Origin of the sequence: Pseudomonas borbori (assembly GCF_900115555.1) — a bacterium.
GTDB lineage: Bacteria > Pseudomonadota > Gammaproteobacteria > Pseudomonadales > Pseudomonadaceae > Aquipseudomonas > Aquipseudomonas borbori.
This window is the reverse complement of record NZ_FOWX01000027.1, coordinates 1-25,921: the sequence shown is the minus strand read 5'-3', so window position 1 is coordinate 25,921 and position 25,921 is coordinate 1. Positions and strand designations below refer to the sequence as shown.

The window sequence follows — 25,921 nt, the reverse complement described above, 5'->3', positions numbered from 1 at the left end:
TTCAGTTGAGCAGCTCGACGGCCATGGCCGTGGCCTCGCCGCCGCCGATGCACAGCGAGGCGACGCCGCGCTTGAGGTCGTACTGGCGCAGGGCACTGAGCAGGGTCACCAGCACCCGCGCGCCAGAGGCACCGATCGGATGGCCGAGGGCGCAGGCGCCGCCATGCACGTTGAGCTTGTCGTGGGGGATATCGAGGTCGCGCATGGCCGCCATCGGCACCACGGCGAAGGCCTCGTTGATCTCGAACAGGTCGACCTCGCCGATTTCCCAGCCGGTGCGCATCATCAAGCGTTGCAGGGCGCCGACCGGCGCGGTGGCGAACAGGTTCGGCGCATGGGCGAAAGTCGCGTGGCCGCGGATCGCCGCCAGCGGGGTCAGGCCGCGTTTCTCGGCTTCGGACAAGCGCATCAGCAGCAGCGCGGCGGCGCCGTCGGAGATCGAGCTGGCGTTGGCCGCGGTCACCGTGCCGCCCTCGCGGAAGGCCGGTTTGAGGGTGGGGATCTTGTCCAGCCGCGCCTTCGGCGGTTGCTCGTCGCTGTCGATCAGGCGCAGCTCGCGGCCGGTCCTGGCCTCGACCGCAACTATCTCGCCGGCGAAGCGGCCCTCGGCCATGGCCTGCTGCGCACGGGTCAGCGAGGCGATGGCGAAGGCGTCCTGCTGCTCGCGGCTGAAGCCGTAGGCCTGGGCGCAGTCCTCGGCAAAGGTGCCCATCAGCCGGCCCTTGTCGTAGGCATCTTCCAGACCGTCGAGGAACATGTGGTCGAGCACCCGGCCGTGGCCCATGCGGTAACCGCTGCGTGCGCGCTCCAGCAGATAGGGCGCGTTGGACATGCTCTCCATGCCGCCGGCGACCACCGCCTCGGCGCTGCCGGCCAGCAGCAGGTCGTGGCCGAACATCGCCGCCTTCATCCCCGAGCCGCACATCTTGTTCACCGTCGAGCACACCGTGCCCTGCGCCAGGCCCGCGCCCAGCGCCGCCTGGCGCGCCGGGGCCTGACCCTGGCCGGCCTGCAGTACGCAGCCCATGATCACCTCGTCCACCGCATCGCTGGCCAGGCCTGCTCGTTCCAGAGTGGCGCGAATCGCCGCGGCGCCCAGCTGCGCGGCCGTGACTTCCTTGAAGTCGCCGAGAAAGCCGCCCATGGGCGTGCGTGCAGCGCTGACGATGACTACCGGATCGGATTTCATGTTCATGTCGCTACTCCTCATAAGCAAATCACTGTAGCCCGGGTGCAACCCGGGGAAGCCCTGTCCCGGATTACATCCGGGCTACCCATTGGACCGCATTATTTCGCCGCCATGCGCAAGGCGCCATCCAGGCGGATCACCTCGCCGTTGAGCATCGGGTTCTCGACGATATGCCGCACCAGCGCGGCGTATTCCTCGGGGCGGCCCAGGCGCGGCGGAAACGGCACGCCTGCCGCCAGCGAATCGCGCACCTCCTGCGGCATGCCGGCCATCATCGGCGTCTCGAAGATGCCCGGGGCGATGCACATCACGCGGATCCCCGAACGCGCCAGATCACGCGCCGCCGGCAGGGTCAGGGCGGCCACGCCGCCCTTGGAGGCGGCATAGGCGGCCTGGCCCATCTGCCCGTCGAAGGCGGCGACCGAGGCGGTGTTGACGATCACCCCGCGCTCGCCCTCTTCGTTCGGTTCACCCCGGGCCATGGCCTCCGCGGCCAGGCGCAGCATGTTGAAACTGCCGATCAGGTTGATCTGGATCACCCGGCCGAAGCTGTCCAGGCCATGGGCGCCATTGCGCCCCAGGACCTTCTCCGCCGGCGCCACGCCGGCGCAGTTGATCAGCCCGTGCAGGCCGCCGAACGCTTCCAGGGCCGCGGCCACCGCGCGGCGACCGTCCTCCTCGCGGCTGATGTCGGTGTGCACGAAGCGGGCATTGCAGCCCAGCTCCGCGGCCCGCGCCGCACCGGCCTCGGCGTTGATGTCGGCCAGCAGCACCTTGCCGCCCGCCTCGACCAGCGCGCGGGCGGTGGCCAGGCCGAGGCCGGAACTGGCGCCCGTGATTAGAAATACCCGGTCTTCGATACGCATGCTTGTGGTTCCTTGTTCAGTTAACGCACGCCTGGGCCTTGGCGATTTCCTGATTGCGCAGGAGAAAACGCTGGATCTTGCCGCTGGGGGTCTTGGGCAGCTCGGCGACGAATTCCACCTCGCGCGGGTAGGCATGCGCCGACAGGCGCTTGCGCACATGTTGCTTGAGCTCCTCGGCCAGTTCCGCTGAGCCGTTCAGGTCCATGTGCAGCACGACGAAGGCCTTGACCAGTTCGGTGCGTTCCGGGTCCGGCTTGCCGATCACCGCCGCCTCGATCACCGCGGGGTGCTCGATCAACGCGCTCTCCACATCGAAGGGACCGACCCGATAGCCGCTAGTGGTGATCACGTCATCGGCACGGCCGACGAAGCTGATGCTGCCATCCTCGTTGAGCTCGACGGTATCGCCGCTCAGGTAGTAATCGCCGACGAAGGCCTGGGTGGCCATGCCCAGGTAGCCGGGAAACCAGAACAGCGGCGAGCGCCGCCGATCCACTGCCAGCACGCCGGGCTGGCCGGCTGGCAGCTCGCGGCCCTGTTCGTCCAGCACCACCACGCGGTGGCCGGGCACGGCATAGCCGGCGGCCCCGAGGCGTACCGGATGCTCCAGCCCATGGTGATTGCACAGCACCATGCCCAGCTCGGTCTGGCCGTAGTGGTCGTGAATGGTGCAGTGCAGGCCCTCGGCAAACCAGCGGATCACCTCCGGGGTCAGCGGCTCGCCGGCGCTGCTCACCGCGCGCAACTGGCCTTTGAGCTGAGCCTGCACCTCGTCCCTGGCGGCCAGCAGCAGACGGTAGGCCGTAGGCGAGCCGGCCAGGTTGCGGATGTCGTACTTGCGGATTACCCGGCAGGTGCTCTCGACACTGAAAGCCCCCTCGTAGAAGGTGGTGGCGTGGCCCATGGCCAGCGGACCGGTCACCGCGTAGTAGAGGCCATAGGCCCAGCCCGGGTCGGCCAGGTTCCAGAACGCCTCGTCCTCGCGCAGGTCCACAGCATCGCGCAGATAGCCGACGAAGGCGGCGATGGCCTTGAGCGGCACCGGTACCGGCTTGGCCAGCCCGGTGGTCCCGGAGGTGAACATCATCAGGAAGGCGTCGGAAGCCGTGCGCAGCACCGGTTCGAAGCTGTCGGACTGAGACTCCAGCTCGGTCCAGAAGTCCGCCTCACCGGCGCTGGCGTTCAGCGTCAGCAGCGGCGGCGCAGCGCCCACCTCATCCAGCTTGGCGCGATTGGCGGCGTCCACCACCACCAGGCGGGTGCCGGCGCTGGCCACGCGGTGCTCGATGGCCTTGGGCCCGAAGGCGGTGAACAGCGGCTGGTAGACCGCGCCCAGACGCCAGGTGCCGAGAATGGTGATCAACAGCTCGGGGGTGCGCGGCAGCATGCCGGCCACGCAGTCGCCGGGGCGCACGCCACGGCTGTGCAGGAGGTTGGCGAAGCGCGCCGCGGCCTGCTGCAACTGGGCGAAGGTCCAGGTGGCGCTGCTACCGTCGCGTCCCTCCCAGTACAGGGCCACACGCCCGGCGTCGGCGTGACGGTCGCAGCATTCGATGCAGGCGTTCAGGGCATCGGCATGCCCGGACAGGACGCTGGCCAGCGCCTGGTCGAGGTCGAAGCTCTGGGCGGCGGTGAGGTAATCGCGCATGGTGGGCTCCCGGCTTGTTGTTGTGTGGAGTGCCGGGAATAGTCGCGCCGGCCAGCGCAGCCGGCAATGTCGAAAGCCGTCGATCGATCCGAGCGTTTTGGACAGCGCCGCTCAGTCCGGGCCATGCAGGGCGCGGTACTGCCCCGGGGTGGTACCGGTCCACTTCTTGAACGCCTTGTAGAAGGCGCTGGTGTCGGCGAAACCGAGGTCGAAGGCCAGTTCGCTGAAGTTGCTGGCACCGCTGTCCAGACGGGCGATGGCCAGGTCGCTGCGCACCTGATCCTTGAGCCCCTGATAGGACTGCCCCTCCCCGGCCAGCTTGCGCCGCAGGGTCGAGGGGGCCATGTAGAAATGCCCGGACAGGGCGTCGAAATCGGGCCAGCGTTCCGGCTTGAGGCTGCGCAGGTAGGCCTTGATCCGTGCCCCCAGACTCTGCGGGTCGCGGTAGCGCACCAGGATATTGCCCGGCGCGCCGGCCAGGAAACGCTTGAGTTCGCGCTCGCTGCGCCGCACCGGCAGGGCCAGGCAGTCGGCGTTGAACAGCAGGCGGTTATGCGGACGCTCGAAACGCAGGTTGTCGCTGAACATCACCCGGTAGTCGCCGCAATAATCCGGGGCGGCGCAGCGCAGCTCGACGCCGAGAATGGCGATGCGCCGCCCGGCCAGCCAGCAGGCCAGGCCGTGCAGCATCAGCCACAGGGTGAAGCAGGCGAAGGCCCGGCACGCGGGCCCGCCCTTCTCGTCGAGCACGATCTGCGCCAGGCTGCCCTGGCGCTCCAGGCGCGGCTGCAGGCCGTCGAAGATCAGGCCGAGAAAGCTCAGCATGCTCTCCAGCGCGCGGCCCACGTCCGCCTCCTGCAGCGCGGCATGGGCCATATAGGCGAAGCTACCGGACTTCATGCGCCGCCCATCCATGCCGAAGAATTCGTCGTCAGCCGCTGCGGCGATAGCCCGCCACAACCGTGCATAGGCCTGCGCCGACACCCGCGCGTAGGGCCGCTGCAGCAATGCCGGGGCGATCCCGGCCTGCTCCAGCAGCGGTGCATCGGGCAGGCCCTGGCGGCGAAATTCGAGCAACGCCTCTGCCACCAGCTGGACTGAGATGGTGCCCTTCTCGCTCGTGCTAGTGGTCATGGCATTGCCTGCCAGTTGCTCAGAGTCCGGCGCGCCTCGATCATGCACATGGCAGATAGCGCATCTCGCGAGATTCGCCCATCAACAGCGACTGGTTGATCTCGGTGCAGGCGCGCAGGTATTCGGCCGCCAGGGTGACCCGCTTGAGCCTGCGCAAGTCCTCGCTGTAGGACAGCCAGAACTGGCGGATCACGTCCACCTCGCCCGGCAGCACCTCGCACAGACGCGGGTCCGGGCCGGCCAGGAAACTCGGCAGGATGGCCATCGCCCGGCCCTGCAGCGCAGCGTGATACTGGGCGATCACGCTGGTGCTGCGCAGGTGGCTGATGGCCCCCGGCAGCAGGTCGTTGAGGTAGAGCAGCTTGGAGCTGAACGCCAGGTCGTCGACGTAGGTGACGAAGGGGTGGCCGGCCAGATCGTCGCGCGTGCGGATCGGCGCATGGCTGGCCAGGTACTCGGGGGTGGCATACAGGCGCAGGCGGTAATCGCACAGCTTGAAGCAGACATAGGGCCCGCGCTCCGGGCGCTCCAGGGTGATGGCGATATCCGCCTCGCGTCGCGACAGGCTGACGAAGTGCGGCACTGGCAGGATGTCGAGGGAAATATGCGGGTAGCGTTCGAGGAAGCCGCTCATCTGCGCACTGACGAAGCAGCAGCCGAAGGCTTCGGTGCTGGCGATACGCAGGTGCCCGGAGAGCCCCAGGCTGGTGCCGGAGACCTGCTCGCAGGCGGCCTGCAGGGTGCTTTCCAGCGTTTCGGCATGGCCCAGCAGGCGCTGGCCCTCGACGGTGAGGGCGAAGCCGGCGGCGCGCGACTTCTCGAACAGCAGCGCCCCCAGGCTCTGTTCCAGGGCACGAATGCGCCGCGACACCGTGGTGTAGTCCACCCCCAGACGACGCGCGGCGGCGCTGGCGGTGCGGGTACGCGCCACTTCGAGGAAGAAACGCAGGTCGTCCCAGTTGAGTTTGTCGCCCATCGTGCCTTTTTGCATATCAGTCCGTGCTTTTGTGGTTATGCCTGACGCAATCCCGCATAGGTATACGCCATGGCTCGTGCCCTGACCAGCCTCATGGGGGTGGGTGCATGCTGACGCTAGCGAGCACTTTACTGCGCACCTCGCAACGCCGGAGGCTTTCGCACAACAAGGACTTTTTTGCATATCGATCCGGATTTTTTGCACCTTCTTGTTGCGCAAACGCCTATCTATACTCGAGCCACAGCTTGATTGCGCCGTACCCCCCACAACAACAAGACAGGGCCGGAACCATGAACAGCAACTACCACACCTTTCTCGCCGCCCGCGACTTCCTGCTGGCCCAGCGCAGCGACTACGCCACCGCGGTGCGCGACTTCCGCTGGCCGCAGCTCGACACCTTCAACTGGGCGCTGGATTACTTCGACGCCATGGCCGCGGGCAACCAGGCCCCGGCGCTGTGGATAGTCGAGGAGGACGGCAGCGAGCAGCGTTACAGCTTCGCCGAGCTGGCCGAGCGCTCCAATCGCGTGGCCAACCACCTGCGCGAGCTGGGCGTGCGCCGCGGCGAGCGCATCCTGCTGATGCTGGGCAACCATATCGCCCTGTGGGAAACCATGCTCGCGGCCTTCAAGCTCGGCGCCGTGGTGATTCCGGCCACCGCCCTGCTCACCAGCGAGGATCTGCGCGATCGCATCGAGCGCGGAGGTGTGCGCCACCTGGTGGTGGGCAGCAGCCATACCGACAAGTTCGCTGACCAAGCCCTGGGCTGCACACGCATTTGTGTCGGCGAGGCAGTCAGCGGCTGGATCGATCACGCCAGCGCCGCCGACTATCCCAGCCAGTTCCACGCCGTTGGCCTGACCAAGGCCAGTGACCCGTTGCTGCTGTATTTCACCTCCGGCACCACCAGCAAGCCGAAGATGGTGCTGCACAGTCACCAGAGCTACCCGGTTGGCCATCTGTCCACCATGTACTGGATCGGCCTGCAGCCGGGCGACCTGCACCTGAACATTTCCTCGCCGGGCTGGGCCAAGCATGCCTGGAGCTGCTTCTTCGCCCCGTGGAACGCCGGTGCCTGTGTGTTCATCCATAACACTGCGCGCTTCAGCGCCAAGGCCTTGCTCGAGGTGCTGGAGCGCTACGGCATCACCAGCCTGTGCGCGCCGCCCACGGTGTGGCGCATGCTGATCCAGGAAGACCTGGCCGGCTGCCGCGAGCGTCTGCGCCTGCGCGAACTGGTCGGTGCCGGCGAGCCGCTCAACCCGGAGATCATCGAGCAAATCCAGGAGGCCTGGGGCCTGCCGTTGCGCGACGGCTTCGGCCAGTCGGAAACCACCGCGCTGGTTGGCAACACCCCCGGCCAGCCGCTCAAGCCCGGCTCCATGGGCCGTCCGTTACCCGGCTACAGGGTGTGCATGCTCGACCCCGACGGCCTGCCGGCCAGCGAAGGCGAAGTCGCACTGCCACTGGATCCGCAGCCGCTGGGGCTGATGCTCGGCTACGAGGACAGTCCAGAGAAGACCGCCGAGGTGATGCGTGACGGCTATTACCGCACCGGCGACACCGCGGCCATCGACGCCGACGGCTATATCACCTTCGTCGGCCGCGCCGACGACGTGTTCAAGGCCTCCGATTACCGCATCAGCCCCTTCGAACTGGAGAGCGCGCTGATCGAGCACCCGGCGGTGATGGAAGTGGCCGTGGTGCCCAGCCCGGACCCGCTGCGCCTGGCGGTGCCCAAGGCCTTCGTCATCCTCACCCAGGATCAGACCGGTGACGCCGCCCTGGCCGGGCAGATCTTCGTCTTCGCCCGCGAGCACCTGGCGCCCTACAAGCGGGTGCGACGCATCGAGTTCGTCTCTGAGCTGCCCAAGACCATCTCCGGCAAGATCCGCCGCGTCGAGCTGCGCCAGCTCGAAGTGCAGCGCCGTCAGGGCGACGGCCGCGCCGCACTGGAGTTCTTCGAGGAAGATTTCCCCCAGCTCAAGGGCTGACCCGCAGCCGCCGCGCTCTCCCCCGACAAATCCCACGCGGCCATGCTGCCGCGGGGCCCCGTTCGACTCACTAAAACCAGGCAGGAACCCCAGATGACCGCTCACTCCTCCGTTCCCAACGTGAAACTGCTGATCGATGGCGAACTCGTCGAATCCAAAACCACTCAATGGCGCGACGTGGTCAACCCGGCCACCCAGCAAGTGCTGGCCCGCGTGCCCTTCGCCACTGCCGAGGAAATGAACGCCGCGGTGGCCAGCGCCGCCGAAGCCTTCAAGACCTGGCGCAAGACGCCGATCGGCGCCCGCGCACGGATCTTCCTCAAGTACCAGCAACTGATCCGCGAGAACATGAAAGAGCTGGCCGCGCTGCTCACCGCCGAACAGGGCAAGACCCTGCCGGACGCCGAGGGCGACATCTTCCGCGGCCTGGAGGTGGTCGAGCACGCCGCCAATATCGGCAACCTGCAGATGGGCGAGCTGGCCAACAACGTCGCCGGCGGCGTCGACACCTACACCCTGCATCAGCCGCTGGGCGTGTGCGCCGGTATCACCCCGTTCAACTTCCCGGCGATGATTCCGCTGTGGATGTTCCCGATGGCCATCGCCACCGGCAACACCTTCGTCCTCAAGCCGTCCGAACAGGACCCGCTGGTGACCATGCGCCTGGCCGAACTGGCCATGCAGGCCGGCGTGCCCAAGGGCGTGCTCAACGTCATTCACGGCGGCGCCGAGGCGGTCAACCTGCTCTGCGATCACCCGGATATCAAGGCGGTGTCCTTCGTCGGCTCGACCAAGGTCGGCACCCACGTCTACAACCGCGCCACCGCCAACGGCAAGCGTGCGCAGTGCATGATGGGAGCTAAGAACCACGCCATCGTGCTGCCCGACGCCAACCGCCAGCAGACCCTCAACAACCTGCTCGGCGCCGCCTTCGGTGCCGCCGGCCAGCGCTGCATGGCGCTCTCGGTGGTGATCCTGGTCGGCGAGGCACAACAGTGGCTGCCCGAACTGATCGAGAAGACCAGGACCTTGAAGATCAATGCCGGTGCCGAACCGGGCACCGATATCGGTCCGGTGGTTTCCTGCGCCGCCCTGGACCGCGTCAGCGGCCTGATCGCCCGCGGAGTCGAGGAAGGGGCCGAGCTGCTGCTGGATGGGCGCAACCCGCAGGTTCCGGGCTACCAGGACGGCAACTTCGTCGGCCCGACCATCTTCGCCGGCGTCACCCCCACCATGAGCATCTACCGCGAAGAGATCTTCGGCCCGGTGCTGTGCGTGATGCCGGCCAAGACCCTGGACGAGGCCATCGCCCTGATCAACGCCAACCCCAACGGCAACGGCACCGCCCTGTTTACCCGCTCCGGTGCCGCCGCACGGCGCTTCCAGGAAGACATCGACGTCGGCCAGGTGGGCATCAACGTGCCGATCCCGGTGCCGGTGCCGCTGTTCTCCTTCACCGGTTCGCGCGCCTCCAAGCTCGGCGATCTGGGCCCGTACGGCAAGCAGGTGGTGCAGTTCTACACCCAGACCAAGACCGTCACCCAGCGCTGGTTCGACGAAGACGAAGCCGGTGGTCCGGTCAACACCACCATCACCCTCAAGTAAGACTGACGGGCCGGCCTTGCGCCGGCCCCTGGGAGGCATCGCCATGGATTATCAAACCCTGCTGGTCGAGGTGCGCGAACGGGTCGGTCTGATCACCCTCAACCGCCCGCAGGCGCTCAATGCGCTGAACAGCCAGCTGATCGACGAGCTCAACCTGGCCCTCGACCGCCTGGAGGCCGATGCGGGCATCGGCTGCATCGTCATCACCGGTTCGGCCAAGGCCTTCGCCGCCGGTGCCGACATCAAGGAAATGCTCGAGCTGGGCTACCCGCAGATCTATCTGGACGACTTCTTCGCCGCGGCGGATCGCATCGGCAACCGGCGCAAGCCGCTGATCGCCGCGGTGGCCGGCTATGCCCTGGGCGGCGGCTGCGAGCTGGCACTGATGTGCGACTTTATCTACGCCGCCGACAACGCCAAGTTCGGCCTGCCGGAACTGGCCCTGGGGGTGACCCCCGGCATCGGCGGCACCCAACGCCTGACCCACGCCCTGGGCAAGGCCAAGGCCATGGAGCTGTGCCTGACCGGCCGCCAGCTGGCTGCCGAAGAAGCCGAGCGCGCCGGCCTGGTGGCCCGGGTGTTCCCTGCCGCCGAGCTGCTGCAGCAGACCCTGAAGGTGGCCGAGGGTATCGCCGCCAAATCGCTGCCCGCCAGCCTGCTGGTCAAGGAATGCGTCAACCGCGCCTTCGAACTCGGCCTCAGTGAGGGGGTGCGTTTCGAACGCCGGGTGTTCCATTCGCTGTTCGCCAGTCACGACCAGAAGGAAGGCATGCGCGCCTTCGTGGAAAAACGCCAACCGCAGTTTCAGCACCGCTGAGCCCCAAAAATCACAGAGGTATTCACCATGCACATAGGTTTTCTTGGTCTCGGCAACATGGGCGGTCCGATGGCCCTCAACCTGCTCAAGGCCGGCCACAGCCTGACCGTGTTCGACCTGTCGCCGACCTCCCTGGCGCGCCTGGTCGAGGCCGGCGCCAGCGCCGCCGCATCGCCGGCCGCCATCGCCCAGGGCAACGCCGAGCTGATCATCAGCATGCTGCCCGCCGCCACGCACGTGAAGTCCGTGTACCTGGGCGACAACGGCCTGCTGGCCCATGTCCAGCCCGGCGTCCTGCTGATCGACTGCTCGACCATCGACCCGCTCAGCGCCCGCGAAGTGGCCAAGGCCGCCGCCGAACACGGCAACCCCATGCTCGACGCCCCGGTTTCCGGCGGCACCGGCGGCGCGACTGCCGGCACCCTGACCTTCATGGTCGGTGGCTCGCTCGCCGACTTCGACCGCGCCCAGCCGGTTCTCGCCGCCATGGGCAAGAACATCGTGCACTGCGGCGACAGCGGCAACGGCCAGGTGGCCAAGGTCGCCAACAACATGCTGCTCGGCATCTCCATGATCGGGGTATCCGAAGCCATGGCCCTCGGCGTGTCCCTGGGGATGGATGCCGGCGTACTGGCCGGCATCATCAATACCTCGAGCGGCCGCTGCTGGAGTTCGGACACTTACAACCCCTTCCCTGGCGTGCTGGAAACCGCACCGGCGTCGCGGGGCTACAGCGGTGGATTCGGTACCGACCTGATGCTCAAGGACCTCGGCCTGGCCAGCGAAGCGGCCAAGCAGGTCGGTCAGCCGGTGATCCTCGGCGCTCTCGCCCAGCAGCTCTACCAGAGCTTCAGTGCCCAGGGCAATGGCGGCCTGGACTTCTCCGCGATCATCAACCTGTACCGCAAGGACGCCTGAGCATGAGCGATGTCGAAGCGCCCGTTCTGGCGGCCGTGCGCAACCGCATCGGCCACCTGACCCTGAATCGTCCGGCTGGCCTGAATGCCCTGACCCTGCCCATGGTGCGCCTGCTCCTGCAGCAGTTGCATGCCTGGGAACAGGATCCGCAGATCCTCGCCGTGGTGTTGCGCGCCAGCGGCGAGAAAGCCTTCTGCGCCGGTGGCGACATCCGCATGCTCTACGACAGCCACCAGTCGGGCAGCAACCAGCACGAGATATTCCTCGAAGAGGAATATGCCCTCGACGAATACATCCACACCTATCCGAAACCGATCATGGCGCTGATGGACGGTTTCGTCCTCGGCGGCGGCATGGGCCTGGCGCAGGGTGCCACGCTACGGGTGATCACCGAACGCACGCGCATGGGCATGCCGGAAGTGGCCATCGGCTTCTACCCGGATGTCGCCGGCAGCTATTTTCTGCCGCGTCTGCCGGGCGAGCTGGGCATCTACCTGGGCGTCAGCGGCCTGCAGGTACGCGCTGCCGATGCGCTCTATGCGCAGCTCGCGGATTGGTGCCTGCCGAGCGAGCAGATCGCCGAACTGGATCGCTGCCTCGACCGCATGAGCTGGACCAGCCATCCCCGGGAAGCCTTGCGCACCCTGCTCGCCACCCTCGCGGTGAGCACACTACCGGGCTCGGAGCTGAAGGCGATGCGTCCGGCCATCGACGCGCATTTCGCCCTGCCCGACCTGGCGTCGATACGCGCGGCGCTGCTGGCAGAAAGCCGTCCGCAGTTTCAGGACTGGGCCGAGGAAACCGTCAAGGTGCTCGACAGCCGCTCGCCGCTGGCCATGGCCGTGACCCTGAAACTGCTGCGCCGCGGCCGCAACCTGCCGCTGGCCGACTGCTTCGCCCAGGAACTGCACCTGGACTACCAGTGGTTCGCCAAGGGCGACCTGATGGAAGGCGTGCGCGCGCTGATCATCGACAAGGACAAGAAGCCACGCTGGAACCCGGCGACCCTGGCGGAACTCGACCCGGCGCGGGTGCAGGCCTTCTTCGCCGGCTTCAAGCCTGCCGCTAAATCCCGGCGCACCCTCAGCGCCTGAGCCCAACAGCACAAGAGAGATGCCCGATGCACGACCTCCAACTGAGTGAAGAGCAACGCATGATCCGCGACCTGGCTCGCGACTTCGCCCGTCGCGAGATCGCGCCCAAGGCCCAGGCCATGGAGAAGGACGGCTGGATCGATGACGCCCTGGTGGCGCAGATGGGCGAGCTGGGGCTGCTCGGCATGGTGGTGCCCGAAGAATGGGGCGGCAGCTACATCGATTACGTCGCCTATGCCCTGGCCGTGGAAGAAATCTCCGCCGGCGACGGCGCCGTCGGTGCGCTGATGAGTATTCATAACTCAGTGGGTTGCGGTCCGATCCTGAACTTCGGCAGCCAGGCGCAGAAGGATTTCTGGCTGGCGGATCTGGCCAGCGGCCAGGCGCTTGGCTGCTTCTGCCTGACCGAGCCACAGGCTGGCTCCGAAGCCAACAACCTGCGCACCCGTGCCGAACTGCGCGATGGCCAATGGGTGCTGAATGGCGCCAAGCAGTTCGTCAGCAACGGCAAACGCGCCAAGCTGGCCATCGTCTTCGCCGTCACCGATCCGCAGCTGGGCAAGAAGGGCCTGTCGGCCTTCCTGGTGCCGACCGACACCCCGGGTTTCACCGTCGACCGCAGCGAACACAAGATGGGCATCCGCGCCTCCGATACCTGCGCGGTGACCCTCAGCGATTGCCGCATCCCCGCCGAGAACCTGCTCGGCGAGCGTGGCAAGGGGCTGGCCATCGCCCTGTCCAACCTGGAAGGCGGGCGCATCGGCATCGCCGCCCAGGCCCTGGGCATCGCCCGCGCGGCCTTCGACGCCGCCCTGGGTTATTCCCGCGAGCGCGTGCAGTTCGGCAAACCGATTGGCGAGCACCAGAGCATCGCCAACCTGCTCGCCGACATGCACACCCAGCTGAATGCCGCGCGCCTGCTGATCCTGCACGCCGCGCGCCTGAAGAGCGCCGGACATCCCTGTCTGTCGGAGGCCTCGCAGGCCAAGCTGTTCGCCTCGGAGATGGCCGAGCGCGTGTGCTCCAAGGCCGTGCAGATCCACGGCGGCTACGGCTACCTGGAGGACTACCCGGTAGAGCGCTATTACCGTGACGCGCGCATCACCCAGATCTACGAAGGCTCCAGCGAAATCCAGCGCCTGCTGATCGCCCGCGAGCTGGCGCACTACCCGCTGTAGACGGCCATTGGCCAAATCGCTCAGGTTAACCGAGCGCTGGCGACCTGGGTTTTCATCGCCCGGGGCGCCATGCTCGGCGCTCGCCCACCACGTGCCGAACACCGCCATGCCCGCCACCCTGCCCTGCTCCGACCCATCACGCTATCAGTCCACCCGCAACCAGGCCCTGCGCCTGTTCGCCGAGCGCGGTTTCAGCCGGGTCAGCATGCGTGAGCTGGCCGACTACCTGGGCATCAGGCCCGGGTCGATCTACAACCACATAGAGAGCAAGGAAGCGCTGCTGTTCGAGTTGATCGAAGAGCTCTACGACGAATTGTTGCATGGTGCCCGCCAAGTCTGTCGGCAGGCTGTGACGCCAGCCGAGCGCCTGCACGGGCTGCTCGATGCGCACCTGCGCCTGCACGCGAGCATGGCCGCGCATTTCCGTCTTGCCGAGTACGACAGCCACTGCCTGACCAGCGAGCAACAGGCGCAAATCCGCGAACTTCGCGCTCGCTATGAACAGCAGCTGGTGGCATGCGTCGAGTGCTTCACCGGCCAGCCGGTCGGCAACAGCCAGCGCGCGGCCTTGAGTGGCATCGTTACCCTGCTCAACCAGTTGCCAGCCTGGGTCGAGACGCCGCAGCTTAGCGCCCCGGCACGCCTCGACTTGTTACGCGACATGGTGTTGAGCACCCTGCAGAGCGCCTTGCGCGCGCTCCCGGATTGAGCGACGGCGGCCAGGGCTTCAACGGGTTTCGGGGACTTCCAGCAAGGCGGCGCGGCAACGCTCTTCGGCCGTGTCCAGCTCCAGTTGCATCTGCTGGATATCGAGCAACTGTTGCTCCAGCTGCAGACGCCGTTCGGCGATCTTGCCCAGCATGATCTCGAGCTGATTACGGTTGTCGCCCTGCGGGTCGTACAACTCGATCAGGGTCTTGCATTCGGCCAGGGAGAAACCAATGCGTTTGCCGCGCAGGATCAGCTTTAGCGCGACCCGGTCCTTGGCCGTGTAGATCCGCTCCTGACCGCGACGGGTCGGTAACAGCATGCCCTGCTCTTCATAAAAACGAATGGTGCGGGTGGTCACATCCAGCTCGCGCGCCAGCTCGGAAATGCTGTAGGTCTTGGCGGTCATGCTTGATCCTTGGTCTGGTTGCCACAAGCAACCCCGCGCGGGTCTCGCACGGCATGGGTTCATGGCTATTAGCCTGGGAACGCTAACAACTCATTACGTTAACGTCAACGCAGCAGCTCGCCCATGCCCACATGAACGGCCGTCCGCCAGACATGGCAATGGCCTGGCGCTATGCGCTCGGAGCTACGCGTGGACGGAGGATAAAAAAGCCGGGCCACGGGGCCCGGCAAACTTCACACCACAGAGCAATCGGATTAAGCGGGTAGCCCGTCAGACGACACGGGCGATCAGAAGTTGTACTGCGCCGAGGTCTGCAAGCGGTTCAACTCGCCTTTGCGGCCATCTTCCGTTTCACGCCGGGCGTGAATCAGTTCGAAGCCGAAGGTCGTGTTGGCGACCGGGCTCCACAACAGGTTCAGGTGAGCGGTGTCGGCGCTTTCGTTCATGTTCGCCGTCGTCGCATCGCTCTGGTTGCTCGCGCGGGCGGTCGACAGCGCCAGCGTGGAGCGCAGGTCGTCCCTCCAGAAGTGGCGGTAGGCGAGGATCGCGCCCCACTGGTTGTTCAGCTCGAGTTCACCAGAGGTATCGACGGTGCCGTCGGAGAACACGGCCTGGCCCATGTAGCGGCCGAGCGCGTTGCCGGCGGTGAGCGAGAACTGGAAGGTGTCCTTGCCGACGGTCGGCACCACGCCATAAGCGGCGAGCGCGCCCCCCCACTGGTTGTCGGCCCCCGTGTCCTTATCGACGCGAATGTCGCGCGCCATCGCCGCCAGGGCATAGCGGCCGGCGGAGGTGTTGAAATCCAGTCGGGCAACCAGATCGGGCACCTTGTCGTCATCGGTCACGCTGTTCGCACCACCTTGTGCATCGGCGGTGGTCAGGAAGGACTCGGGGCTTTCCGCCGCGATCGACCAGGAGCCGCCGTCGAAGCCCTCGGTCCAGCGCACCTGGGTCTGGCGGATGAAGAGTTCACCGACCGGCCCGCCGAAGTCCAGGGTCTCGGGCAGGGAGCCCGCGTCCATGAAGGTGGACCAGGTCTGGCCAGCGAGCAGGCCGCCGAGGCTGCCGAAGGCGTGGCGAGTGCGCGGGCCGTTGGAGTTGCTGACGACCTCGTTGCCGTTCGAGCCGAAGAAGTCGGCCTCGACGAAAGTCTTGAGTTCGCCCCAGGCGGTCGGGGTGCTGGTGGCGAAGTTCAGACGGGTCTGGCGGGCATGGAGGGTTACCTGACCGTCTTCGGTGTCGTTGTCCAGGGCAATCGAACCCGGCAGGAGCAACTGGTCAGCCGTGCTGCCTGCGCCTGCGCTGCTGTCGCTGAACAGCAGGTCGGCCTTGACGTAACCGCCGAACTTGACCGAGGTATTGGAGCCGGGCAGCTTGAACGAACCCGGGCTGGTGCCCGCGGTCACGGTATTGGCAGGCGCGACGGCCTTGGCGGTTTCGCTCTGTTTCTGCTCGAGCGCCGCAATGCTCTTCTGCAGCGCTGCGATCTGCGCCTTCAACGCCTCCAGGTCGGACGCGGTGTCGGCGCTGGCGGGCGCCATGAAGCCCGCAAGGCTGGCGGCGATTGCCACGCATAGGACTTTGGCCTTGACCGGCTTGGTGGTCGAGTGTTCAACGTACATAGGTCTCTCTTCTTGTAGGTGGGTAATGCACCAACCCCAAACAGCCCACTGCGGCGCAATACCCGGCGAAGGCCGGCACAACCGGCCAGTTCCCCACAGGATTTCCCGTGGGTGCTAGACACCCCTGCCGACTCGGCAGGGTGAATTTGGCAAACAGCAACCCGCGCCGCGGACCGAGGTCCGCGCCGTGAGCGACTAAGGGGGGGGTTAGAAGTTGCGTCGCGCCAGCTTGAGCACCCAGCCGACGATGCCAACCCGGAACAGCAACACACAGAGGACGAAGATCACGCCGAGTATCACGTGTACCCACTCGCCCAGCGGGCCGTTGGACAGATAGCTCTGCAGGGTGACCACCACGGTGGCGCCAACGAACGGACCGATCACGGTGCCGACCCCGCCGAGCAGGGTCATCAGGATCACCTCGCCGGACATGTGCCAATGGGCGTCGGTCAACGAGGCCAACTGGAACACCACGGTCTTGGTCGAGCCGGCCAGGCCGGTCAGTGCCGCCGAGATGACGAAGGCCAGCAACTTGTGCGCATCGACGTTGTAACCGAGGGAGATGGCCCGCGGCTCGTTCTCGCGAATCGCCTTGAGCACCTGCCCATAGGGCGAGTGGATGGTGCGCTGGATCATGGCGAAGCCGAGCATGAACACCGCGAGGACGAAGTAGTACAGGGTCAGGTTGTCGTTCAGGTCGAACAGGCCGAGCAACTGACCACGGGGCACACCGTGCAGCCCATCCTCACCACCGGTGAACGGTGCCTGCATATAGATGAAGAACACCAGCTGGGCCAACGCCAGGGTGATCATGGCGAAATAGATACCCTGACGGCGGATCGCCAGCAGGCCGAAGCCCAGCCCCAGCAGGGTTGAGGCCAGGGTACCGGCGAGAATCCCCAGTTCGGTGCCCAGGCCACTGTAGTGACTGAGCAGAAAGCCGGTGACATAGCCGCCGGTGGCGAGGAAGGCCGCGTGACCGAACGACAGCAGCCCCGCGTAGCCAAGCAACAGGTTGAAGGCGCAGGCGAACAGGGCGAAGCACAGCAGCTTCATCAGGAATACCGGATACACCGCCAACGGCGCGACCAGCGCCACGCCGAACAGGGCCAGGTAGAACCAGCGCTTGCGCCTTACGGCGGCTTGCTCGCGCTGCTGCACCACCTGCGTTTGCAGGACCCGGGCCCCGGCTTTGATTTCCAGACTCGTCATCTTTATGCCTCCTTACCGAAGAGTCCCGCGGGACGGACCAGCAGCACGATCACCATGACCAGAAACACCACGGTGTTGGCCGCCTCGGGGTAGAACACCTTGGTCAGCCCCTCGATCAGGCCCATGGCCAGGCCGGTGACGATGGCCCCCATGATCGAACCCATGCCGCCGATGACCACTACGGCGAACACCACGATCAGCAGGTTGGCACCCATGGTCGGCGTCACCGAGTAGATCGGTGCCGCCAGCACGCCGGCGAAGGCCGCCAGGGCCGCGCCGTAGCCGTAGGTCAGGGTGATCAGCAGCGGCACGTTGATGCCGAAGGCCTGCATCAGCCTGGGGTTTTCGGTGCCGGCACGCAGGTAGGAACCGAGTCGGGTGCGCTCGATCATGAACCAGGTGGCCAGGCACACCACCAGTGCGGCCACCACCACCCAGGCGCGGTAGGTGGGCAGGAACATGAAGCCGAGGTTGTAGCCGCCCTTGAGCTGCTCCGGCATCGGGTAGGACAGGCCCGACACACCGAACAGCTTGACGAAGCTGCCCTCGACGATCAGCGCCAGGCCGAAGGTCAGTAGCAGGCCGTAGAGGTGATCCTCGCCGGCAATGCGCCGCAGCAGACCCCGCTCGATCAGCATGCCGAGGGCGCCGACCAGCAACGGAGCCAGCACCAGCGCGACCCAGTAGTTGACGCCCAGGTAGTTGAGGCCGAGCACCGCGGCGAAGGCGCCGAGCATGTACTGCGCGCCATGGGCGAAGTTGATGATCCGCAGCAGGCCGAAGATGATCGCCAGGCCCAGGCTGAGCAAGGCATAGAAAGCCCCGTTGATCAGACCCAGGAGCAACTGGCCGAACAGCACGCTCAGGGGAATGCCGAATAGCATAGTCATGATTTACCACCCGCTGAAAGTCCGTGACACCCGGCCGTGCGCGGCCGGGTGAATAGCTGGGGTTGATTGCCGATCAGTTCTGCGACAGCAGCGAGCACTGGCTCGCGGCCAGCGGGCGGAAGGCCTCGTTCCCGGGGATGGTGCGCACGATCTTGTACAGGTCCCACTCCCCCTTCGACTCGGCCGGGGTCTTGACCTGGGCCAGGTACATGTCGTGGACCATGCGCCCGTCGGCGCGGATGCTGCCGTTCTTGGCGAACATGTCGTTGACCGGGGTGGCCATCATCTGCGCACGCACGGTCTGCGCGTCGTCGCTGCCGCTGGCCTTGATCGCGTTGAGGTAGTGCATGGTGGCCGAGTAGATGCCCGCCGGCACCATGCCCGGCATCTTGCCGAAGCGCGCGTGGTAGCGCTGGGCCCAGGCGCGGGCGTCTTCGTTCATGTCCCAGTACCAGCCGGTGGTGAGCATCAGCCCCTGTGTCACGTCCAGGCCCAGGGCGTGGATGTCGTTGAGGAATACCACCATGCCGGCCAGCTGCTGCCCGGACTGGGCGACACCGAACTGGCTGGCGGTCATCAGCGAGTTCACCGTATCGGCACCGGCGTTGGCCAGGGCGATCACATCGGCACCGGAACCCTGAGCCTGCAAGATGTAGGACGAGAAGTCGCTGCTGGGGAACGGGTGGCGAACCTTGCTGACGACGCTGCCACCATCGGCCTCGACCACCTTGGTGATGTCCGCTTCCATCGCGTGGCCAAAGGCATAGTCGGCGGTGAGGATGAACCAGCTCTTGCCGCCATTGGCCAGCACCGCCTTGGCCGTGCCGTTGGCCAGGGCGTAGGAGTCGTAAGTCCAGTGGATATGATTGGGCGAGCAGTATTCGTTGGTCAGGCTGGAGGCCGCCGCACCGGAAATCAGCGCCAGCTTGCCGGCCTGCTCCACCACCTTGCTCGCCGCCAGTACCACCGAAGAGGCGACCATGCCGGTAACCATGTCGACGTTGCGCTCATCGACCCACTGACGCACGGTATTGGCACCGACATCCGGCTTGTTCAGGTCATCGGCACTGAAGATGACGATTTTCTTGCCATCGACCTGGCCACCGAAGTCCTCGACCGCCATTTTCAGCGCTTCAAGGCCACCCGGGCCGGAAAGGTCGCGGTAAGTGCCGGACATGTCGGCCAGGTAGCCGATACGGATTTCATCGTCGCTGAACTGCGCCTGGGCGGCGCTGGCGATCAGGCTGGTGGCAAAGATGGTGCTTGCAGTCTTCTGGAACAGATTCATCTCGTTACCTTCCACAGTTATTGTTGTTGTAGCGGGCAAAGCAATCCCGACACGACGGACCTGGGCCACGTCGTACTGCATGTTGCGAGGGGTGAAACCCGGTTTAAACGCCTAAGCAGCGGTGCAGCAGTTCCTGCTTGGACGACAGCTCGGCGGCGCCGATTTCCTCGACAATCTGGCCGTGATCCATCAGGTAGTGCCGATCGGCCAGCGGTGCGGCGAAGCGGAAGTTCTGTTCCACCAACACGATGGTCAGGCCCTTGTTCTTGAGCTTGATCAGTACCTCGGCGAGCTTCTGCACGATCACCGGGGCCAGGCCCTCGGTGATCTCGTCGAGCAGCAGCAGGTTGGCGCCGGTGCGCAGGATGCGCGCCATGGCCAGCATCTGCTGCTCGCCGCCGGACAACCGGGTGCCCTGGCTGAAACGCCGCTCATAGAGGTTGGGGAACATCTCGTAGATTTCATCGAGGCTCATGCCGCCGCTACGCACCATCGGCGGCAGCAGCAGGTTCTCCTCGACGTTGAGGCTGGCGAAGATGCCGCGCTCTTCGGGGCAGAAACCGACGCCCAGACGCGGGATCAGGTGCGCGGCGATACCCAGGGTCTCGTTGCCGTTGATCACGATCGAGCCGGTACGCCGACCCACCATGTTCATGATCGCGCGCAGGGTGGTGGAGCGTCCCGAGCCGTTGCGCCCAAGCAGGGTCACCAGTTCGCCACGCCGAACCAGCAGGTCGATGCCGTGCAGAATGTGCGATTCGCCGTAGAAGGCGTGCAGGTCGCTGACCCGCAGCTGTTCGTAATCCGGGGAGTGTAGGCTGGTCATGCGTGGCCCTCCTCGAGGACGGCCGCTTCGCTGCCCAGGTAGGCCTCGCGCACCAGGGGGTTGGCGGACACGCTGGCGTAGTCGCCCTCGGCGAGAATCGCGCCGCGAGCCAGCACGGTGATGCGGTCGCACAGCTGGCTGACCACACTGAGGTTGTGCTCGACCATCAGCACCGTGCGCCCCACCGCAGCGCGGCGCACCAGGCCGATGACCATCTCCACGTCCTCGCCGCCCATGCCCTGGGTCGGCTCGTCGAGCAGCAGCACGGCCGGGTCCAGCGCCAGGGTGGTGGCCAGCTCCAGCGCGCGTTTGCGGCCGTAGGGCAGCTCGATGGTCAGGGTGTCGGCGAATTCGAGCAGGCCCACCTCATCGAGCATCTGCAGGGCGCGCTCGTTGAGGGCCTCGAGGCTGCGCTCGGACTTCCAGAAGTGAAAGGAGTTGCCCAGCTTGCGCTGCAGCGCCACACGCACGTTCTCCAGCACGCTCATGTGGCCGAAGACCGCGGAAATCTGGAAGGAACGCACCAGACCGAGTCGGGCGATCTGGTTCGGCTGCAGGCCGGTGATGGGTTTGCCCTGGTAGATGATCTCGCCACTGCTGGGTGCGAGGAACTTGCTGAGCAGGTTGAACACCGTGGTCTTGCCGGCCCCGTTGGGCCCGATCAAGGCATGGATATGCCCCTTCTGCACACGGAGATCGACCGAATCCACTGCGGTGAAGCCGCGAAATTCCTTGGTCAATCCGCGTGTTTCCAACACGAATTCGGGTGACATGTGGAGCCCTCTAACCTTGTTTGTTGTTATTGGTTATGGCGCTGCTGACACTATTACCTTTACGTAAACGACAACACTATACAAAAGTCTAATTTCGACTGACTAGCCGCAATCCGACTGAAAATGCGAGATCCGCCTGAATGATGTCAGGCCTTGCTTGCCCGCTGCCTCCGGTCACTGCGCTGAAATCGAGTATATGCATGCGTTAATAAAATAATAACGAGCAATAAATCAGGTGCGTTATGCATAAATATCGCACCACTGGGAAGCGCCGCATTCGCCGCGCACAGCCCTGCCCGCCCCCTGGACGTGCGAAGAAGTCATGCCCGGCTCCAGCGGCATGACCAGGGGAGCTTGCGCTGCAGCTATCGGCGCAGCTTCAACGTGCCGCCCTGGGCACGCGACCCATCAGATAGAACTCGGCATTGGGTGGCGTGCCGGCCAGCGATACCAGGCGGTTGGACAAACTGAAGAACGCGGTGATGGCGCCGATGTCCCAGATGTCGTCGAGGCTGAAGCCGACCGCCTGCAGGCGTGCCTGCCAGTCAGCATCCAGGCCGCCACGCTCGAGCCCGACGTGAAAGGCGAAGTCGAGCATCAGGCGCTGGCGCACGCCGATCGGCGCCGTGCGGTGGTTGACCGCCACCTGGTCGGCGAGCAGCGGATCCTTGCTGTAGATGCGCAACACCGCGCCATGCGCTACCACGCAATACAGGCAGCCGTGGCGGGCACTGGTGGCGACCACGATCATCTCCTTTTCCGCCGGCGTCAGGCTGTCGGATTCGCGCTCCATCAGGGCATCGTGGTAGGCGAAGAAGGCGCGAAACTCGTCCGGACGGTGGGCCAGCATGAGGAACACATGGGGCACGAAGCCGGCCTTCTCCTGCACCGCGAGTATCCGCTGGCGCAGGTCGTCAGGTAATTGTTCGAGGTTGTCGGGCAGTGCAAAACGGCTGATCTGCTGGGACATCGGATTACTCCATGATCTGCGGCGGCGCCCGACTGACGGACGCCGCAGGTGCCAAAGCCTAGGGTTTCGCGGTGAGTGCCAGCTGCTCGATGCTGAGTTCGCGCATGCGAAATTTCTGCACCTTGCCGGTTACCGTCATGGGGAACTCGTCGACCAGGAGGAAATGGCGCGGCACCTTGAAATGGGCGATGCGTCCCTTGCAAAACTCGGCCAGTTCCGCCGCAGCCACCTGGTGGCCAGGGTGGCACTTGACCCAGGCGACGATCTCCTCGCCGTACTTGTCGTCGGGAATACCCACCACCTGCACGTCGGCCACCGCCGGATGATTGAACAGGAACTCCTCGATCTCCCGTGGATAGACGTTCTCGCCACCGCGGATGATCATGTCCTTGTTGCGCCCGACGATGCTCAGGTAGCCCTGTTCGTTCATCACCGCCAGGTCGCCGGTGTGCATCCAGCGCGCCGGATCGAGGGCCTCGGCGGTGGCCGCCGGGTTGTTCCAGTAGCCGAGCATCACGCTGTAGCCGCGGGTGCACAGCTCGCCGACCTGCCCGCGCGGGACGATACGGCCCTGCTCGTCGATCACCTTGCTCTCCAGATGCGGCTGGGTCCGGCCGACACTGCTGACCCGGCATTGCAGATCGTCATCGCCGGCCGTCTGGGTCGACACCGGGCTGGTCTCGGTCATGCCGTAGGCGATCTGCACCTCGGCCATGTGCATCTCGCCGATCACCCGCTTCATCACCTCGATCGGGCAGGTGGCGCCGGCCATGATTCCGCTGCGCAGGCTGGACAGGTCCAGGTCGGCGCGCTCCGGCAGATCCAGCTCGGCGATGAACATGGTCGGCACGCCGTAGAGCACCGTGGCCCGCTCCTCGGCTACCGCCTGCAGCGTGGCCAGCGGTTCGAAGGCGGCGCCCGGATAGATCATGGTGCTGCCATGGGTCACGCAGCCGAGGTTACCCATGACCATGCCGAAGCAGTGGTACAGCGGCACCGGGATCACCAGCCGATCATGCTCGGTCAGGCCCAGGCTCTCGCCGACCATATAGCCGTTGTTGAGGATGTTGTAGTGACTGAGGGTCGCGCCCTTGGGGAAGCCGGTGGTGCCCGAGGTGTACTGGATGTTGATCGGGTCGTCGAACTGCAGCTGGGCACTGCAGGCGCGCAACTGCTCCGGACCGACCTCATCCGCCCTGGTCAGGAACGCCGACCAGTCGAACATACCCACGGGCGGTTGCTGGCCGAGGCTGATCACCCCACGCAACTCGGGCAGCAGGCGGCTTTGCAGTGCACCGACGGCGCAGCCGGCGAGCTCCGGCAACAGTTCACCGAGCATCGCGTGGTAGTCGCTGCTCTTGAACGCATCGGCGCAGATCAGCCAGCGGCAGCCGGAGTGCTTGAGCGCATACTCGAGTTCGCTGAGGCGGTAGGCCGGATTGATATTGACCAGCACCACACCAACCTTGGCGCTGGCGAACTGGGCGATGCACCACTGGGCACAGTTCGGCGCCCAGATGCCGAGGCGTTCGCCAGGCTGCATGCCGATGGCCAACAAGGCACGGGCACAGCGATCCACCGCCTCGCCCAGCTCGCCCCAGCTATAACGTAGGTGTTGATGACGAACGACGAGCGCCTCGCGCCCGGCGAAACGCGCCACCGCCTGATCGAACGCCGCGCCTATGGTCATGGCCAACAGGGGCTTGTCCTGCAATCCGCGTGTGTAACTAGGTGATGTCATGAGTTCCTCGATTCTTTTGCTTGTTCTGAGGTCTGGCGTCCGGGCTGCGCCCGCTATCGGAGACTTGACAGCGCGCTAAGCCAGCTTTACGTTAACGTAAAGGTATGCAGACTGACAAGCCTCCACCCAAACCTGCCACGACAACGACAACAAGGTGCCCCCATGAGCTATCCGTCCCTCAACTTCGCCCTCGGCGAAACCATCGACATGCTGCGCGAGCAGGTCCAGGCCTTCGTCGCCGCCGAGCTGACGCCGCGCGCCGCCGCCATCGACAGCGACAACCTGTTCCCCGCCGACATGTGGAAGAAGTTCGGCGACATGGGCCTGCTCGGCGTCACCGTGTCCGAGGAATACGGCGGCGCCGGCCTCGGCTACCTGGCCCACGTGGTCGCCATCGAGGAGATCAGCCGCGCCTCGGCGTCGGTCGGCCTGTCCTACGGCGCCCACTCCAACCTCTGCGTCAACCAGATCAACCGCAACGGCACGGCCGCGCAGAAGGCCAAGTACCTGCCCAAGCTGATCAGCGGCGAGCACGTCGGCGCCCTGGCCATGAGCGAGCCGAACGCCGGCTCCGATGTGGTGTCGATGAAACTGCGCGCCGAGCGCCGCGGCGACCGCTTCGTGCTCAACGGCAGCAAGACCTGGATCACCAACGGTCCGGACGCCAACACCTATGTGATCTACGCCAAGACCGACCTGGACAAGGGCGCGCACGGCATCACCGCCTTTATAGTCGAGCGCGACTGGAAGGGATTTTCCCGCGGCAGCAAGTTCGACAAACTGGGCATGCGCGGCTCCAACACCTGCGAACTGTTCTTCGATGACGTCGAGGTGCCGGAAGAGAACATCCTCGGCAAGGAAAACGGCGGAGTGAAGGTGCTGATGAGCGGCCTCGACTACGAACGCGTGGTCCTCGCCGGCGGGCCGATCGGCATCATGCAGGCCTGCCTGGACGTGGTGCTGCCCTATATCCACGACCGCAAGCAGTTCGGCCAGAGCATCGGCGAGTTCCAGATGATCCAGGGCAAGGTCGCCGACATGTACACCCAGCTCAACGCCAGCCGCGCCTACCTGTATGCCGTGGCCCAGGCCTGCGACCGCGGCGAGACCACGCGCAAGGACGCCGCCGGGGTGATCCTCTACAGCGCCGAGCGTGCCACCCAGATGGCCCTGGAGGCGATCCAGATCCTCGGCGGCAATGGCTACATCAATGAATTCCCCACCGGCCGTTTGCTGCGCGACGCCAAGCTCTACGAGATCGGCGCCGGTACCAGCGAGATCAGGCGCATGCTGATCGGCCGCGAGCTGTTCAACGAAACCAAGTGACCCGTAGGGTGTGCGGGGCCGCCTAGGCCGCGCGCACCGCAAATATCGCCATGGTGCGCACGGCGCACCCTACAGGAAGCAACCATGACCACCCTGCACACCCAGATCAACACCCGCTCACCGGAGTTCGCCGCCAACAGCGCGGCCATGCTCGCCCAGGTGGGCGACCTGCGCGCCCTGCTCGCCCGCGTCCATGAAGGCGGCGGCGAGAAGGCCCAGCATCGGCATTGCTCGCGCGGCAAGCTGCTGCCGCGCGAACGCATCAACCGCCTGCTGGATCTCGGCTCGCCGTTCCTCGAGATCGGCCAACTGGCCGCCCATGGCGTCTACAGCGAAGAGGTGCCCGCGGCCGGGGTGATCGCCGGCATCGGCCGGGTCGAGGGTGTCGAGTGCATGATCGTGGCCAACGACGCCACGGTAAAAGGCGGCAGCTACTACCCGCTGACGGTGAAGAAGCACCTGCGCGCCCAGGCCATCGCCCAGCAGAACCGCCTGCCGTGCATCTACCTGGTCGATTCCGGCGGCGCCAACCTGCCGCGTCAGGACGAGGTGTTCCCCGACCGCGAGCACTTCGGCCGGATCTTCTTCAACCAGGCCAATATGTCCGCGATGGGCATCCCGCAGATCGCCGTGGTCATGGGCTCCTGCACCGCCGGCGGCGCCTATGTGCCGGCCATGGCCGACGAGGCGATCATGGTGCGCAACCAGGCGACCATCTTCCTCGCCGGCCCGCCGCT

General features: G+C 65.8%; 23 protein-coding genes. 9 read left to right on the top strand and 14 right to left on the bottom strand.

All coding sequences use genetic code 11. The annotated features are described in order from the left end of the window. Position 1: 1 nt before the first annotated feature. The 5 genes from BM315_RS17920 to BM315_RS17900 form a co-directional block, all read right to left on the bottom strand. The gene (locus BM315_RS17920) at positions 2 to 1,189 is read right to left on the bottom strand and encodes an acetyl-CoA C-acyltransferase (protein WP_170862253.1); all 1,188 of its coding nucleotides are present in this window, start codon (positions 1,187 to 1,189) and stop codon (positions 2 to 4) included. 98 nt (positions 1,190 to 1,287) lie between these two features. Beyond that, positions 1,288 to 2,055 carry a 3-hydroxyacyl-CoA dehydrogenase gene (locus tag BM315_RS17915; RefSeq protein ID WP_090503620.1) on the bottom strand — a complete coding sequence of 256 codons (768 nt, stop codon included), beginning with the start codon at positions 2,053 to 2,055 and terminating at the stop codon, positions 1,288 to 1,290. Positions 2,056 to 2,071: 16 nt separating this feature from the next. Beyond that, entirely contained in the window at positions 2,072 to 3,703 is a 1,632-nt protein-coding gene (locus BM315_RS17910) for an acyl-CoA synthetase (protein WP_090503617.1), read from the bottom strand. A gap of 111 nt (positions 3,704 to 3,814) precedes the next feature. Next, positions 3,815 to 4,837 (bottom strand): AraC family transcriptional regulator, encoded by a 1,023-nt coding sequence (locus tag BM315_RS17905; RefSeq protein WP_090503615.1) that lies wholly within the window; start codon positions 4,835 to 4,837, stop codon positions 3,815 to 3,817. A 40-nt stretch (positions 4,838 to 4,877) separates the two neighbouring features. After that, positions 4,878 to 5,828 carry a LysR family transcriptional regulator gene (locus tag BM315_RS17900; protein WP_090503612.1) on the bottom strand — a complete coding sequence of 317 codons (951 nt, stop codon included), beginning with the start codon at positions 5,826 to 5,828 and terminating at the stop codon, positions 4,878 to 4,880. A 275-nt stretch (positions 5,829 to 6,103) separates the two neighbouring features. Between BM315_RS17900 and BM315_RS17895 the strand changes: the two genes are divergently transcribed. From BM315_RS17895 to BM315_RS17865, 7 genes are all read left to right on the top strand, one after another. Then, positions 6,104 to 7,807: an AMP-binding protein gene (locus tag BM315_RS17895; protein WP_090503608.1), complete on the top strand. Its 1,704-nt coding sequence runs from the start codon at positions 6,104 to 6,106 to the stop codon at positions 7,805 to 7,807. Positions 7,808 to 7,900: 93 nt separating this feature from the next. Beyond that, positions 7,901 to 9,412 (top strand): CoA-acylating methylmalonate-semialdehyde dehydrogenase, encoded by a 1,512-nt coding sequence (locus BM315_RS17890; RefSeq protein ID WP_090503605.1) that lies wholly within the window; start codon positions 7,901 to 7,903, stop codon positions 9,410 to 9,412. Positions 9,413 to 9,455: 43 nt separating this feature from the next. Continuing rightward, positions 9,456 to 10,229, top strand: coding sequence for an enoyl-CoA hydratase (locus BM315_RS17885; protein ID WP_090503603.1), 774 nt, complete (start codon positions 9,456 to 9,458; stop codon positions 10,227 to 10,229). A gap of 27 nt (positions 10,230 to 10,256) precedes the next feature. Then, positions 10,257 to 11,147 carry a 3-hydroxyisobutyrate dehydrogenase gene (gene mmsB / locus BM315_RS17880; RefSeq protein ID WP_090503600.1) on the top strand — a complete coding sequence of 297 codons (891 nt, stop codon included), beginning with the start codon at positions 10,257 to 10,259 and terminating at the stop codon, positions 11,145 to 11,147. Positions 11,148 to 11,149: 2 nt separating this feature from the next. Further along, a complete protein-coding gene (locus BM315_RS17875; RefSeq protein WP_090503599.1) occupies positions 11,150 to 12,241 on the top strand; it encodes an enoyl-CoA hydratase/isomerase family protein in 1,092 nt (363 codons plus the stop codon). A 26-nt stretch (positions 12,242 to 12,267) separates the two neighbouring features. Next, positions 12,268 to 13,419 carry an acyl-CoA dehydrogenase family protein gene (locus BM315_RS17870; protein ID WP_090503596.1) on the top strand — a complete coding sequence of 384 codons (1,152 nt, stop codon included), beginning with the start codon at positions 12,268 to 12,270 and terminating at the stop codon, positions 13,417 to 13,419. A gap of 106 nt (positions 13,420 to 13,525) precedes the next feature. After that, complete coding sequence (locus BM315_RS17865; RefSeq protein ID WP_090503594.1) at positions 13,526 to 14,128, top strand: TetR/AcrR family transcriptional regulator; 603 nt, start codon at positions 13,526 to 13,528, stop codon at positions 14,126 to 14,128. Between the two features lie 18 nt (positions 14,129 to 14,146). Here BM315_RS17865 and BM315_RS17860 read toward each other — a convergent pair whose 3' ends face one another. The 9 genes from BM315_RS17860 to BM315_RS17820 all read right to left on the bottom strand — a co-directional run bounded on the left by BM315_RS17860 (position 14,147) and on the right by BM315_RS17820 (position 23,858). After that, positions 14,147 to 14,536: a MerR family transcriptional regulator gene (locus tag BM315_RS17860; protein ID WP_090503591.1), complete on the bottom strand. Its 390-nt coding sequence runs from the start codon at positions 14,534 to 14,536 to the stop codon at positions 14,147 to 14,149. Between the two features lie 287 nt (positions 14,537 to 14,823). Beyond that, positions 14,824 to 16,158 (bottom strand): DcaP family trimeric outer membrane transporter, encoded by a 1,335-nt coding sequence (locus BM315_RS17855; protein ID WP_212632972.1) that lies wholly within the window; start codon positions 16,156 to 16,158, stop codon positions 14,824 to 14,826. 207 nt (positions 16,159 to 16,365) lie between these two features. After that, positions 16,366 to 17,370, bottom strand: a complete 1,005-nt coding sequence (locus BM315_RS17850) for a branched-chain amino acid ABC transporter permease (RefSeq protein ID WP_090503589.1) — start codon at positions 17,368 to 17,370, stop codon at positions 16,366 to 16,368. Between the two features lie 2 nt (positions 17,371 to 17,372). After that, positions 17,373 to 18,260 (bottom strand): branched-chain amino acid ABC transporter permease, encoded by an 888-nt coding sequence (locus BM315_RS17845; protein WP_090503586.1) that lies wholly within the window; start codon positions 18,258 to 18,260, stop codon positions 17,373 to 17,375. Positions 18,261 to 18,333: 73 nt separating this feature from the next. Then, the gene (locus tag BM315_RS17840; protein ID WP_090503584.1) at positions 18,334 to 19,548 is read right to left on the bottom strand and encodes an ABC transporter substrate-binding protein; all 1,215 of its coding nucleotides are present in this window, start codon (positions 19,546 to 19,548) and stop codon (positions 18,334 to 18,336) included. 103 nt (positions 19,549 to 19,651) lie between these two features. Continuing rightward, positions 19,652 to 20,374 (bottom strand): ABC transporter ATP-binding protein, encoded by a 723-nt coding sequence (locus BM315_RS17835; RefSeq protein WP_090503582.1) that lies wholly within the window; start codon positions 20,372 to 20,374, stop codon positions 19,652 to 19,654. Further along, positions 20,371 to 21,147 carry an ABC transporter ATP-binding protein gene (locus tag BM315_RS17830; RefSeq protein ID WP_090503580.1) on the bottom strand — a complete coding sequence of 259 codons (777 nt, stop codon included), beginning with the start codon at positions 21,145 to 21,147 and terminating at the stop codon, positions 20,371 to 20,373. Before BM315_RS17830 ends, BM315_RS17835 begins: the two co-directional genes overlap by 4 nt. A 379-nt stretch (positions 21,148 to 21,526) precedes the next feature. Further along, a complete protein-coding gene (locus tag BM315_RS17825; RefSeq protein WP_090503577.1) occupies positions 21,527 to 22,117 on the bottom strand; it encodes a peroxidase-related enzyme in 591 nt (196 codons plus the stop codon). Between the two features lie 58 nt (positions 22,118 to 22,175). Continuing rightward, a complete protein-coding gene (locus BM315_RS17820) occupies positions 22,176 to 23,858 on the bottom strand; it encodes an AMP-binding protein (RefSeq protein WP_090503575.1) in 1,683 nt (560 codons plus the stop codon). A gap of 162 nt (positions 23,859 to 24,020) precedes the next feature. On the opposite strand from BM315_RS17820, the gene BM315_RS17815 reads away from it, so the two are divergent. Beyond that, the gene (locus BM315_RS17815) at positions 24,021 to 25,184 is read left to right on the top strand and encodes an isovaleryl-CoA dehydrogenase (protein WP_090503572.1); all 1,164 of its coding nucleotides are present in this window, start codon (positions 24,021 to 24,023) and stop codon (positions 25,182 to 25,184) included. Between the two features lie 84 nt (positions 25,185 to 25,268). Then, positions 25,269 to 25,921: carboxyl transferase domain-containing protein (locus tag BM315_RS17810; RefSeq protein WP_280140430.1), on the top strand; the 653-nt coding region annotated here is incomplete at its 3' end.